This window comes from Shewanella sp. TB7-MNA-CIBAN-0143 (assembly GCF_040310065.1).
Lineage (GTDB): Bacteria > Pseudomonadota > Gammaproteobacteria > Enterobacterales > Shewanellaceae > Shewanella.
In genome coordinates, this window is record NZ_JBEOPL010000009.1 from 64,907 (window position 1) to 77,524 (window position 12,618).

Consider the following 12,618-nt stretch of genomic DNA (forward strand, 5'->3'; position numbering starts at 1 on the left):
GAGGTACTTCATGACAGCATTATTTTCTAATCCATTGTCCATTCCCGTTTTGGGATTTTGTGCATACAGTGGCACAGGTAAAACCACTCTACTTAAACAGCTTATTCCGGCCTTAATTGAACGCGGTTTACGTTTAGCCGTTATTAAGCACGCACATCATAATTTTGATGTTGATGTTCCGGGTAAAGACAGTTTCGAAATGCGCAAAGCTGGGGCAAGGCAAGTATTGGTAGCGTCTCATATACGCTGGGCATTAATGACTGAAAATCCTGTTGATGACGACCCACAATTACAACATTTACTGCGTCAAATTGAAGCAGAAAAAGTCGATATCGTACTGGTAGAAGGCTTTAAAAAACTGGCATTACCTAAAATTGAATTACACCGTGCAGCACATAATAAACCTTTGATTCATATACATGATGACAATATCGTTGCGATTGCCTGTTGTGATGAAACCACAGTACCTGATTCATTAACGCGCTTAGATTTAAACAACGTGGCGCAAATTGCTGATTTTGTACAACACTATCAACAAAATTGGCAGGCAGAAGAGGTCCGCTTGCCGATTGATGCGAACAAAGCAGCTCAAATGGACGATACGGAAAACAGTCCACATGGCATTAGTGTATCCCAAGGCGTTGCGGCGGTATTAAGCCAAGTTACCCCTATTGTGGACACTGAATTAGTCAGTCTTTTCGATATTGATAATCGCGTACTGGCACATGATATTATTTCTGAAATAAACGTACCTCAACAAACTAACTCAGCAATGGACGGTTATGCCTTTGCGTTTAGTAACTTATCTAATAAACCTCTTAAAATCGTGGCAGAAGTATTAGCAGGACATCATTACTCCAATATGCTGCAAGACGGCGAAGCCGTGCGCATTATGACCGGAGCAACAGTGCCAAAAGGCGCTGACACCATTCAGCCACGAGAGCTAGCAAACGAACAAGATAACCTGTTAACCCTTTTTGAACATGAACACATTATTAAAGGTCAGCATGTACGTCTAGCAGGTGAAGATATTGCTAGCGGTGACGTCGCTTTAGCGGCAGGAAAACGCTTAGGTGCCGCTGAACTAGGTCTATTAGCATCACTTGGATTTGATCGACTACCTTTATTTAAACGCCCTACCGTCGCGGTATTTTCAACTGGCGATGAAGTCAGCCAACCAGGACAAACACTCAAACCAAACTGCATCTATGACTCAAATCGCTATACCGTATTATCGATGGCTAAAAAGCTCGGTTGTCAGGTTATCGATTTAGGCATTATTGAAGATGATGAACACATACTCACCGCGACGTTACGCAGTGCGGCAGAGCAAGCAGATATCGTCATCAGCTCTGGCGGCGTATCGGTGGGTAATGCCGATTACATTAAAACGGCACTCGCCAATGTGGGCAACACTCAATTTTGGCGAATTAACATGCGACCAGGTCGCCCTCTCGCGGTAGGGAATATTGACCAAAGCCTATTTTTTGGCTTACCGGGAAACCCTGTGGCGGTTATGGTGGCATTTTTACAGTTTGTGCAACCTGCTATCCGTAAATTAGCTGGCGAACTTCACTGGCAACCTCAGTTTATTCCTGCCATTGCACAGCATGTATTACGCAGTAAAACTGGGCGTACTGAATTTTTACGCGGTATTTATGCTATTGGGTCAGATGGCAGAATCAAGGTAAGTACCACGGGTGCGCAAGGGTCTGGCATGCTCAGCTCAATGGTCAGCGCTAATTGTTTAATTGTTATTGGTGATGATACTGCCAGCATACCTGCTGGCGAGTCTGTGTTTATTCAACCCTTTGCTGATTTACTGTAAGTGCTGATATGAGCCAACTTATCGACAGCTTTCAGCGAAAAGTAGATTATTTACGCTTATCGGTAACTGATCGTTGCGATTTTCGCTGTGTATATTGCATGAGTGAAGATCCGACTTTTTTACCTAAATCACATGTTCTTAGCTTGGAAGAATTATCGTGGATAGCCCAAGCTTTTACAGAGCTTGGGGTAAAAAAAATACGCCTCACTGGTGGCGAGCCACTAGTGCGATCCGACTGTGACAAACTGGTCAAATTGTTAAAGCAATTGCCTGGTCTTGAAGAACTCTCAATGACCACTAATGGGTCTCGGTTATCTAAGTTGGCGCAGCCACTGTTTGATAATGGTCTTAGCCGATTGAATATCAGCCTTGATACCTTAAACCCCGATGTGTTTACGCAGCTAACACGTAACGGTAAACTGGAGCGTGTCATCGCTGGCATTGATGCCGCAATAGCGGCTGGCTTTCGTAACATCAAAATTAATACGGTCATTCTACGCGGGCAAAACGATCATGAAGTATTAGATTTAGTTGAGTTCTGTCGCCAACGCCAACTCGATATTGCTTTTATTGAAGAAATGCCAATTGGACTCATGGATGATCGCCATCGTCACCGTCATTGCTCAAGTGACGAAGTCCGAAACATTATAGAAACGCGCTATCCCTTAATCGCTTCATCAAAACGCACAGGCGGCCCCTCTCGATATGTAAAGATGGCCGACAGCACGATTCGTATCGGATTTATATCGCCACACAGCAATGACTTTTGTCATCAATGTAATCGCGTAAGAGTGACCGTTGAAGGGCAATTACTCTTGTGCTTAGGTAATGACAATGCCATTGATTTAAAATCAATTGTGCGACAATTCCCCGCCGATATTGAACGCCTTAAACAAGCCATTACCGATGGAATGCAATACAAGCCGCAATCTCACCAGTTTAATCTCGACGCTGCGCCACAAATACTACGCTTTATGAATGCCACTGGCGGCTAATTGTTTTTGCTATCGTCAATGGTACACTTATGCCATGATTTGCCACTTCAAACTTGCGCGTTACATTACCAGTTTGAGATAGTTTTTATCCACATTAAGGTGATTTATGGCTCTGTCACGTAAAAGTTGGAACTATATTATTATTGGTGCCAGTGTATTTATGATTGCGGTGTTGTCTTTTATCAATGACAAAACCGCCAATGTCCCGGATGATACCGTGCCTTTATTTGACCTGCAGCTGCCTTTGAAACAATTACAACTTGATGGTATTTGGTTAAGTCAACAAGACGGACAGTGGCAGTGTCATTCGCAGGTGCTCAATTGTCAGCAATGGGCTTTATCATGGCAAAATATTAGTGTATCACCATTAAAAAATCAGCCGGAACATAGCCTTAAAGAGCAAACACTGTCTATTGCTATCGATAATATGCAAACAACACAATTATGGCGCTACTTTCCAAATGAAGGCTTGTTACAATCGTCCAGTCAAAATTGGTATCTAGTACCGCCGAGTTTACGGGCCGGGTTACAACCTATATTAACCATACCTCCTCAACCAAAATAATGAGTCATTATGCCTGAATTACCAGAAGTTGAAGTAACCCGCCTAGGGATCAGTCCATACCTTATTGAACAAACGGTAAGTGAATTGATTGTGCGCAATGCCTCGCTTCGTTGGCCTGTGCCGGCTATTGCTCAAAACATTGTTGGTCAGCGTATTACCAATGTCCGCAGACGAGCGAAATACTTACTCATTGATACCAATGCAGGAATGACAATAGTGCATTTAGGCATGTCAGGCAGCTTACGTATTTTACCGCGCAATACCCCAATCGAAAAACATGACCATATTGATTTAGTACTCGAAAATGGCCGCATGTTGCGATTTAACGATCCACGTCGCTTTGGTGCTTGGTTATGGTATGAATTACCAGAAGAAGCCCATCCACTGCTATCAAAGCTTGGCCCAGAACCACTAAGCCCTCATTTCACGCCATTACAATTACAAGCAGCACTTGCTGGCAAGAAAAAGGCGATTAAGCTGTGCTTAATGGATAATCACATCGTGGTTGGAGCCGGTAATATTTACGCCAACGAAGCTTTATTTGCTGCCGGGATCCACCCCGAAGCCGCGGCAGGAAGTATTGATTTAGAACGGCTAACGATTCTTGTCAGTGAAGTTAAACAAATTTTGGCACACGCCATTGAACAAGGCGGAACAACATTAAAAGACTTTACTAATGCAGACGGTAAGCCAGGTTATTTTGCCCAAAAGCTACATGTTTATGGCCGTGGCGGCAAAACTTGTACAGCCTGTGGCAATTTATTAAGTGAGATAAAACTGGGCCAACGTACCACGGTTTTTTGTGGTTTATGCCAACAGCGTTAGTCGGATAAATAACGCCTAAATCGCATGTCAATTTACACATAAAAAAGGGAGCCATTGGGCTCCCTCATATCATCAACCTCAACTCGGGTTAATCAACCATAACGCTTAAAACTTATATTCGTAAGTCGAAAAAACAGTGCCTTGAGTATCATCATCTTGTACTTCGAACTCTGAATTAGCCACACTGCCACCTAAGGTCAACATGCCGTTAAACATAGGCAAACGATATGACAATTCCAGCATCATGATATCTTCTTTCAATGGCTGTGGAGCCCAAACACCACCGCGATTAACACCGTCTTTATTCAGTTGAGCATAACGGAGAATAGAGGTAAAACCATGACTATTATCGAACTGACCAATTAAGCCTAATGCATAAACATTGGCATCACTGTCATAGGTACTGCCAAACGCACGACCATAATAACGTGAGCCACTTTGGTATGTTGAATGCTCATAAAAACAGTTAAATTGATCTTTGTCTTCACCGCAATACACCATAGTATCGGTGTACTCGATAAATAATTTATATTGTTGTTTGGCAATATTAAAGCGTGTGTCTGCACCAACCATTTTACCGCAATCAACGATTTGCCATGGATCACCTTTTGAATCTTCGCAGGTACGCTCTAAGTACAAACCGACAGGCACATCAAACCAGGTATCTGCATAACGGACATCAAAGCCCGCCATCTGGTTACCATAGTTTGAACAACCTTCACCTTGACCTGTATCCGCTCGACAATCACGCTGACCAGTAATGGATTTAACTGCGGTATTGAAGCTACATTCTTGGCCTTCACCGCAAAACTGTGTAGTCCACGATAAGCCAATTTCTAACTGCCTAAATGGCTTAATTGCCCCACGAAGATTCCATAATAGGGTATATGGAGCATAACGATCTTCTTCGGTCACACTAACGCCACCAGTTAAGCTCCAATCGCCTATCCATGACAGCCAAGGTGTTTCAAATGCTTGAGAATTATTACGACTGACCATTAAAGACGGCATTGGACGAGCATTATTTGATTTATGCAATGATGAGTCAAATCCAGGTCCCCACCATTGACCGACGCTACCGGCAGTGACAATCCAATTGCCTAGCACTACCGCAATATAAGAATCATCTAAACGGATTTCTTCGTCGTCCGCAGGGTTATAATTTGCCGATGCAGAAATCTTATAAGAAAATCGCTCTCCAGTGTATTCGTGTGAGCCTTGTAACTGGCCCTTTTCACGATAATCAGAGCCAAAATGTTGAAAACGCGCCTCATCAGATGCTGCTGCTACTTTTATACTGGTGTTACCACGATTCCCTACAGCATTTTGGTAGTAAAAATTAACTCGTGCAAATGCATCCACCAAATCTGGCGTTAACAAAGCAGGTTCAGCTTGAGCTAAATCAGTTCCAATACCAGACCACATCAATGGAAATGTATTAATAGGTGCACTAATCACTCCGGCATCAGCTAAGGCTTGAATATCTGCACGCAAATAGATATCAGAAGTATCGACCCATGGTGCAGCATGAGCACTGCTATAGAGCATCATCGCGCTTAATCCAAGTGCGGCAGCAACCTTAGTTGACTTAAATCCTTTTATCATGAAATTACTTACCTTCTTTATCTAATTGAATTTGTGCTACTTTCAGCTTTAATGCAGCTGCGATCTGTGGATGAACAAATTGACTCACATCACCCCCATGTAATGCCACTTCTTTTACTAACGTAGAAGAAATAAATGAGTTTTCTTCCGCAGGGGTTAAAAACACACTTTCAAGATCAGGGCTTAAACGACGATTCATATTTGCCAACTGAAACTCGTATTCGAAATCAGATACCGCACGAAGCCCACGGATCAACACACTCGCATGTTGCTCTTTAGCGAAATCAACCAACAACCCAGTAAAGCCGACAACTTCGACATTTTTTAAATGTGCTGTCACTAAGTTAACTTGAGCGACACGTTCTTCGAGAGAGAAACGAGGCTGCTTAGAAGGATTTGACGCTATACCAATAATCACATGCTTGAATAAGCGGGCTGCACGTTCGATTAAATCGGCATGACCGTTAGTTACAGGGTCAAAAGTACCTGGATAAATTGCTCTTCTGTGCATAATATTTCGCCTTTACATCATTTGTAGCCGCTAGTTTAGCGACTTTTATCACCAGAATGAATCACCATTTGGTTTAGGTATGGGTTAATATCACATGGCGACATGACTATTTTTGTATTTTGGGAAGTGATGGCAGATGTTGTTTATGTTTCAACAATTTCAGCTCGAACTTCACTTTTTGCCAAATACGCAATAAATGATGACGTTCAACATGAGTACGTCTACCTTGTCGATTAATATCACTGTCTAAATCGGTTCCAATCACAGGAAAAGGTCTTACAACAAAGCAACGTAATTGTTTTTCGAACCAAAATTGAATATCAATATCAACAGGACGGGCAATAGGGTATGCCGTTGCTAATAATTTTTGTGCTCCAGCAAATGACACGCATTGGCCGCGGGTTGAAGCTGGTAACTTTAAACATGTGGATAAACTAAAGCGCTCATCAAGCACAATCGATTTTACAATACCTTTGGGCTTACGCCCGTGACACAATTTAATGTAATCCCAATCAGCAGAAAGATTATTAATGTGTTGTATCACCGTCATTAACGCAGGATCTAGGATAGAGTCATCCTCAAGAATTAAAGCGTAATCTAACTGTTGTTCAATAATCATTTGCCAACATTGGACATGGCTTAGGTAGCAGCCAATTTCACCCAAATTAAGCTCTTTGTCGTATTTTTGAAGGTTTGTTTGCGGATCATACACTTTCGCAATATCGATATCGTGCAAATCCTTACCGTATACGGCGGAAATACGTTGGTATTCGATACCTAATTGTTTTAGCTGCTCATCCATGAACGTAAATCGTTCAGTACTGTTATCTAAATTAATGAGAAAAACTTTACATTTCATATATTACTAACCCAAACACCCAATTTAATCATGTTCAACTACTGATATTTAACCCTAGAATATTCAGTAATGGCGACATCTGCTGAATAAAATGGTTGATGCTACCGTTAGGTTACTTTTACTAGTGACATTTGATTTAATCCATTGAATAAATTGAAAACAACCCTTAAGAAAACCGTGGTTGTTTTGCGTCCTTGCACTCACATGCATTTCACCATTTTTACAGTGAGAGGTTTGGGAGTATATCATTAATATTCTGGCTTTAGCTTGTTGTCAAAAAATTCATCACAATGGCTAGATTAGTTAACAATAGCAACCGATATTTGTTAACCCTTGATACAATTCCGCATGCAAACGATGAACAAACGGTCTTGAGTTGATATACTCTGTGACAGCTCTTGCGCCAATCATCATGGTCGTTGAGAAAATCGTTAAAAGTCACAATACAATAAGCCCCATCATCTGATGGAATTAAGTTAATATTTTATCTTTCAGACAGTCATATGAAAAAAATCTTAGTCATCAAACACGATAAAATTGGCGATTTTGTACTGACATGGCCAGCACTTTATTTACTCAGAAAAGCAATGCCCGAAGCGACTATTGATGTATTTGTCGCTCCTGTGGTTAAGTCCTTTGCTGAAGCCTGTCCATATGTAGACAACACTATTATCGACTCAAAAGATGATACAGACATTGCTGAGCAAATTGCTAAGCAACATTACGATGCTGTAATCATTCTGTTGTCAGAATTTCGAATTTATAAAATTCTTAGCAAAAGCAATATTCCATATAAATTAGTACCTAAACATAATTGGTATCAATATTTATATAAACATCGAGCAAGCAATGAATACTTAAACAGTGAAGGCTGCTGGCGAGGTGCGTGTATGCTTGTAGAGCACTTCTTAACTCACCACGGTTATGCCATTCCTAAACTACCTGATAGATTTTGGGATATGAGTGATCGCAAAGAATATTGGCAACAACACTACCAAAAGTTAACCAACGAAAAGCTAATTTTTATTCATCCAGGTACCGGTGGCTCTTCTGGTTGCGTACCTGTAGAAAAGCTAGTTCAGTTAATGATAAATGTTGATCAACAAACTCAATCAGCATGCCATTTTATTTTAACATTTAACGGAAGTGAACTGGAGCTAGCAAAAGAAATTCAAACGTTACTGGCCAATACCTCAATTAAAATATCGCTGGCTAAGCCGTTAGACCGTTTGATTGATTTTTCCGAATCATTGGTAGCAGCAGACATGTTTATTGCCGGCTCAACAGGGCCTCTGCATATCGCGGGCTTACATAATGTGCCTACTGTTGGATTTTACGCAGGAAGACGCTCAACACCTCATATTAGATGGGGAACATTATCTGAACCAAGCAAACGATTTGCTTATACGCCTCCCGTAGGAAAAAGAACGGGTCGTAATATGGCATTAATCAATTTTGATCAGGTATCGAATGAAATAGCCGACTTTTTGAACAAACAATCTTAGATTGTCGCAGTGTGTTAAATTAGCTCATCGCGAGCAACAATAATGGAAATACGAATATGATAGTTGTGACAGGCGCAGCCGGGTTTATTGGTAGTAATTTAGTAAAACAACTTAATGCCATGGGCCGAAATGACATTATTGCGGTAGACGACTTAACTGACGGCACCCAGATGTTCAATTTAGCCGATTGTGAAATTGCTGATTATCTTGATAAAGATGATTTCATCAAGCAAATCAAAGCGGGCGATTTTGATAACAAACTTGAAGTCATTTTCCATCAAGGCGCTTGCTCATCGACCACCGAGTGGGATGGCAAGTTTATGATGGCCAATAACTACGAGTATTCAAAAACATTATTGCATTACAGCCAAGCTAATAACTGCCAATTTATTTATGCTTCTTCTGCATCTGTCTATGGTGGCAGCGAAAAGTTTATTGAGCAACGCGAACTCGAAAAACCGCTCAATGTCTACGCTTACTCTAAGTTCTTATTTGATCAATATGTAAGACAGCAAAAACTCACTGGCCAAGTGGCAGGATTACGTTATTTCAACGTCTATGGTCCGCGTGAACAACACAAAGGCGGCATGGCCAGTGTAGCATTCCACTTTAACAACCAAATTAACGCCAATGGCGTGTGTCGTTTGTTTGAAGGTGTTGATGGTTATGAAAATGGTCAGCAACTTCGTGACTTTGTGTTTGTCGAAGATGTGGTTAACGTCAATTTATGGCTATGGCAGAACCCATCCGTATCAGGCATATATAACTGCGGAACAGGCCAAGCGCAGAGCTTTAATGATGTAGCCAATGCTGTCATTGCTTATCATGGTAAAGGGCATATTGAATACATTCCTTTCCCAGACAAATTGAAAGGCGCTTATCAGAGTTATACCCAAGCTGATTTAACTCAATTAAGAGCTGCTGGTTACCAAGTTGAGTTTAAAACAGTTGAGCAAGCCGTACCTGAATATTTAGATTGGCTTAAAACCCAACATTTTATTGGTCAATAACGGTTTATAGCTCTTATGAAGCGAAAACTAGCTTAACAGCAACATGCTATGGCGTTTTTATCCATAGCATGTTTCTGTTTCATAGAAATGATTAACTCACTATCTAATTTCTTTAACGATCTCAATTAACATTGTTGTTGAAATCGCAGGGGTTCTTGGTAAATACACCACTTTACATAGATGAGATAGATGATCAAAACGTCCCTCCCAATCATCCCCCATCACTAAGTAATCAGCTTGATACTTTTGAATGTACTCGGCTTTAAGCTCTAATGACTCTTCAAGAAAAACTTGATCTACACAGGATAGAGCCGCGACAATTCTCATTCGATCGATTTCATCGCAAATAGGGTTTCGTTGTTTTTTACTAAAATTAAGAGCATCAGATGACACCCCAACAACCAACTTACCGCCTAACTCTTTCGCTCTTTCTAAAATATTTAAATGACCAATATGAAACATGTCAAAAGTACCGAATGTAATAATGTTCATCTAAATCCTTATTCTAATAAATAGTCAGTAATTCGTTGGCTACAAAGGCCATCAACAACACCCACTAGCTCTGCCGTATATTGCGTCCGCTGAGGCGCAAACAACTCTGGATGTGCTATCTGTTGATCAACAACTTGCTTCAATTCTTTATATGTTCTGGCGTGCGCAGCAATGTCTGCGTAGCGGTATAAATCTTGATCGACACGATTCTTAAACCTGAATTTAAAAATCCCACGATAAGACCAACGTAAGTGATAAAAATCACACCATACAACAGGTTTATTTAATGCGGCAAATTCAAATAAGGCAGATGAAGCATCGCTAATTAATACATCAGCAGAGACCATAAAAGGTAATAAATTTGCTTCTTCAGCAGGCGCTAAATAGACATTGTCGAAACTAGCCCAGTGAGTTAGCAGCGCTTTTTGTTTTTTATAATTTGATTTACTCAATGAAAAATAATGTGGTTTGAGCAATATATTATATTCAGAAAATTGAGATGGCCAATTTTTAGCCATTTCTTCAATGCTGCTTGGATAAAATGTCGGCGCATATAACAAGGTTTTTTTATTAGTATCTAATCCTAAAGAGGCTAAGTCTAAACCCTGTTCATCTCCTTGGATAATTGGATCTAGCTTGGCATAACCTGTATCAATGAACACTTTTTCAGGAAACATCTCCTGTAATCGCTTTAAACGATATTGGCCTTCCACAAAGCGAACTTCAATATCGCCTTTTGAAACAGTATAATATACCGACTTTGGCCCGACACCATGCTGCATCAAAGCAGTCTGACTGATCCCTTTTAATCGTGACGCTGAAGCAAATGCATTACCGAACACAACCCATTGAGGCTTGTTCAACAAATAAAATTCAAGCGCTTCTGATTCATCATTAACCCAGACAACATTTAGCTGATGCTTACTTACAAGCGCTTCCAATACCGACTGCTGATCAACACTCTTGTAGATAACATATGTCACAGGAACCGAACGCTTCTGTAGCTCTGCAGCGACAGGAAAGTATTGTGGTAAATAATAGGGATGTAAAACATCAAAACAAATCATCGCAAGTCAATTCCTATTAATAATTCCGCATCAGAATTTGCAAAGAGCACTAGTATAAATGATAACACGCCTCAATTTACATCTAATCCTCTCAACCGACCAATCTGATATCAAATGAAATCAATACATCTATTCGCTTTTCTCAAGGTATTGATTCAAAAAGCCCTCTTTTCAAGGTATTATTTCAAGTATAACTATCAACAAAGCTGTCTATTCATATGCCAATAGTGTCTATAAAGCAATTGCAAACATGTCAACGCTTACTGTTTATTTCACCAGTTGCGTTAGGTGACTTTCTTTACTTAAAAACCTTTCTTATCGCTTTAAAAAAGCAATATGCTCATATTGAAATCGACATATGGTTAGATGATATTCGTTGTAATAGTGATAGCTGGCGCTTATCTAGAAGCAAAATTTTGCAACAATGGATGGATACAGAGGGTGCCTTTAAGCTCACTTACGGCTGCACTGATTCAAAATTAGCAATGCAAAGCCATGTGGAGCAAGCCAAACTGCGTAAGTATGACATTATTTTTTGTCATTCTGTCAGTAAAAGTCGACAATATTCACAAATCGCTCGCAGCATAAACGACAAAGCGTTTATCGTGTCGAGCATCCCTAAAAGTGCTTCATTTGGATGGTTAAACAAGATATTTTTTCGCCATTCAGACCATACTTTTATTTTAGATGAGAGTAACTTACCTAAGTCGCACCACATTACTGACAGATACAATATGATATTTAGTGAAGTTTTGGGACTTACCTTAACTTCCGAGCAATTAATGCCGACGTTAAAGACCCCGAACGCAATTGAACCCATTACTCAGTCGTGGTTAAACTCCAAATTTAGTGACCCAGAAAAACAAGGGAAACTCATATTTTTAAATCACTTATCAACCAATGAGAAAAAAGATTGGAAATTATCACAATTATTCTCCCTCATTGAAAAAATATCGGCAATTGATTCTAGTCAACGTTTCATTATTAATGTCACTCAAGAAAACTTTGACTCTGTTAGTATTGAAACTGAAAAATTTACGGCTCGAACAAATACGCAAACGGCTGTTTTCACCGTTAACGAACATTTTTTTGAACTACCATCACTCATTGCACATTCTGATTTTGTGGTAACAGTCGATACGGCAATATTGCACTTTGCTTTTGCAGCTCAACGCCCTTTATTAGCAATGATGCGTGAGAAAAAGCCTTATTGGGCACCACCAGAAAGTGAGGTATCGCATGTCATGTATGCAACAGAAGGTAGAGGCCACATTGAAGACATCAGCGTTGACCGAGTATTCCAACAATATAAAAAAATGAACTCTCTCGGTTAAAGACTTAACACCCAATACATAA

Annotated in this window: 12 protein-coding genes; 7 read left to right on the forward strand and 5 right to left on the reverse strand. The window is 40.3% G+C overall.

The features are described 5' to 3' along the window. The first annotated feature begins 10 nt into the window (after positions 1 to 10). The 4 genes from AAEY97_RS09255 (at position 11) to mutM (ending at position 4,213) form a co-directional block, all read left to right on the forward strand. Complete coding sequence (locus AAEY97_RS09255; protein WP_350998301.1) at positions 11 to 1,828, forward strand: bifunctional molybdopterin-guanine dinucleotide biosynthesis adaptor protein MobB/molybdopterin molybdotransferase MoeA; 1,818 nt, start codon at positions 11 to 13, stop codon at positions 1,826 to 1,828. Positions 1,829 to 1,836: 8 nt separating this feature from the next. Beyond that, positions 1,837 to 2,823, forward strand: coding sequence for a GTP 3',8-cyclase MoaA (moaA, locus tag AAEY97_RS09260; RefSeq protein WP_350998304.1), 987 nt, complete (start codon positions 1,837 to 1,839; stop codon positions 2,821 to 2,823). A 106-nt stretch (positions 2,824 to 2,929) separates the two neighbouring features. Next, complete coding sequence (locus AAEY97_RS09265; protein WP_162024153.1) at positions 2,930 to 3,388, forward strand: hypothetical protein; 459 nt, start codon at positions 2,930 to 2,932, stop codon at positions 3,386 to 3,388. A gap of 9 nt (positions 3,389 to 3,397) precedes the next feature. Further along, entirely contained in the window at positions 3,398 to 4,213 is an 816-nt protein-coding gene (mutM, locus tag AAEY97_RS09270; RefSeq protein WP_101088594.1) for a bifunctional DNA-formamidopyrimidine glycosylase/DNA-(apurinic or apyrimidinic site) lyase, read from the forward strand. 105 nt (positions 4,214 to 4,318) lie between these two features. On the opposite strand, the gene AAEY97_RS09275 is transcribed toward mutM, so the two are convergent. From AAEY97_RS09275 to AAEY97_RS09285, 3 genes are all read right to left on the reverse strand, one after another. Further along, entirely contained in the window at positions 4,319 to 5,818 is a 1,500-nt protein-coding gene (locus tag AAEY97_RS09275) for a capsule assembly Wzi family protein (RefSeq protein ID WP_350998309.1), read from the reverse strand. Positions 5,819 to 5,822: 4 nt separating this feature from the next. Then, on the reverse strand, positions 5,823 to 6,329 hold the full coding sequence (gene coaD / locus AAEY97_RS09280) for a pantetheine-phosphate adenylyltransferase (RefSeq protein WP_011639335.1): 507 nt from the start codon (positions 6,327 to 6,329) through the stop codon (positions 5,823 to 5,825). Between the two features lie 106 nt (positions 6,330 to 6,435). Further along, entirely contained in the window at positions 6,436 to 7,188 is a 753-nt protein-coding gene (locus AAEY97_RS09285; RefSeq protein WP_350998312.1) for a glycosyltransferase family 25 protein, read from the reverse strand. Positions 7,189 to 7,691: 503 nt separating this feature from the next. Here AAEY97_RS09285 and AAEY97_RS09290 point away from each other — a divergent pair. Further along, the gene (locus tag AAEY97_RS09290) at positions 7,692 to 8,693 is read left to right on the forward strand and encodes a glycosyltransferase family 9 protein (RefSeq protein ID WP_182745106.1); all 1,002 of its coding nucleotides are present in this window, start codon (positions 7,692 to 7,694) and stop codon (positions 8,691 to 8,693) included. 56 nt (positions 8,694 to 8,749) lie between these two features. Then, a complete protein-coding gene (gene rfaD, locus AAEY97_RS09295) occupies positions 8,750 to 9,703 on the forward strand; it encodes an ADP-glyceromanno-heptose 6-epimerase (protein WP_350998315.1) in 954 nt (317 codons plus the stop codon). Between the two features lie 99 nt (positions 9,704 to 9,802). Here the strand turns inward: rfaD and AAEY97_RS09300 are convergent, their stop codons facing one another. Together AAEY97_RS09300 and AAEY97_RS09305 are read right to left on the reverse strand one after the other, a co-directional pair. Then, positions 9,803 to 10,195: an FAD synthase family protein gene (locus AAEY97_RS09300; RefSeq protein ID WP_011639339.1), complete on the reverse strand. Its 393-nt coding sequence runs from the start codon at positions 10,193 to 10,195 to the stop codon at positions 9,803 to 9,805. Between the two features lie 8 nt (positions 10,196 to 10,203). After that, the gene (locus tag AAEY97_RS09305; protein WP_162024161.1) at positions 10,204 to 11,262 is read right to left on the reverse strand and encodes a CDP-glycerol glycerophosphotransferase family protein; all 1,059 of its coding nucleotides are present in this window, start codon (positions 11,260 to 11,262) and stop codon (positions 10,204 to 10,206) included. Positions 11,263 to 11,480: 218 nt separating this feature from the next. Here AAEY97_RS09305 and AAEY97_RS09310 point away from each other — a divergent pair, with 218 nt between their 5' ends. After that, on the forward strand, positions 11,481 to 12,596 hold the full coding sequence (locus tag AAEY97_RS09310) for a glycosyltransferase family 9 protein (protein ID WP_350998319.1): 1,116 nt from the start codon (positions 11,481 to 11,483) through the stop codon (positions 12,594 to 12,596). The last annotated feature ends 22 nt before the right edge of the window (positions 12,597 to 12,618 follow it).

Bases quoted from the DNA above. Each gene is read 5' to 3' on its own strand.
- AAEY97_RS09255 (WP_350998301.1), top strand. From the start codon at position 11: ATGACAGCATTATTTTCTAATCCATTGTCCATTCCCGTTTTGGGATTT.
- AAEY97_RS09290 (WP_182745106.1), top strand. From the start codon at position 7,692: ATGAAAAAAATCTTAGTCATCAAACACGATAAAATTGGCGATTTTGTA.
- mutM (WP_101088594.1), top strand. From the start codon at position 3,398: ATGCCTGAATTACCAGAAGTTGAAGTAACCCGCCTAGGGATCAGTCCA.
- AAEY97_RS09285 (WP_350998312.1), bottom strand. From the start codon at position 7,188: ATGAAATGTAAAGTTTTTCTCATTAATTTAGATAACAGTACTGAACGA.
- AAEY97_RS09305 (WP_162024161.1), bottom strand. From the start codon at position 11,262: ATGATTTGTTTTGATGTTTTACATCCCTATTATTTACCACAATACTTT.
- coaD (WP_011639335.1), bottom strand. From the start codon at position 6,329: ATGCACAGAAGAGCAATTTATCCAGGTACTTTTGACCCTGTAACTAAC.
- AAEY97_RS09265 (WP_162024153.1), top strand. From the start codon at position 2,930: ATGGCTCTGTCACGTAAAAGTTGGAACTATATTATTATTGGTGCCAGT.
- AAEY97_RS09310 (WP_350998319.1), top strand. From the start codon at position 11,481: ATGCCAATAGTGTCTATAAAGCAATTGCAAACATGTCAACGCTTACTG.
- moaA (WP_350998304.1), top strand. From the start codon at position 1,837: ATGAGCCAACTTATCGACAGCTTTCAGCGAAAAGTAGATTATTTACGC.
- rfaD (WP_350998315.1), top strand. From the start codon at position 8,750: ATGATAGTTGTGACAGGCGCAGCCGGGTTTATTGGTAGTAATTTAGTA.
- AAEY97_RS09300 (WP_011639339.1), bottom strand. From the start codon at position 10,195: ATGAACATTATTACATTCGGTACTTTTGACATGTTTCATATTGGTCAT.
- AAEY97_RS09275 (WP_350998309.1), bottom strand. From the start codon at position 5,818: ATGATAAAAGGATTTAAGTCAACTAAGGTTGCTGCCGCACTTGGATTA.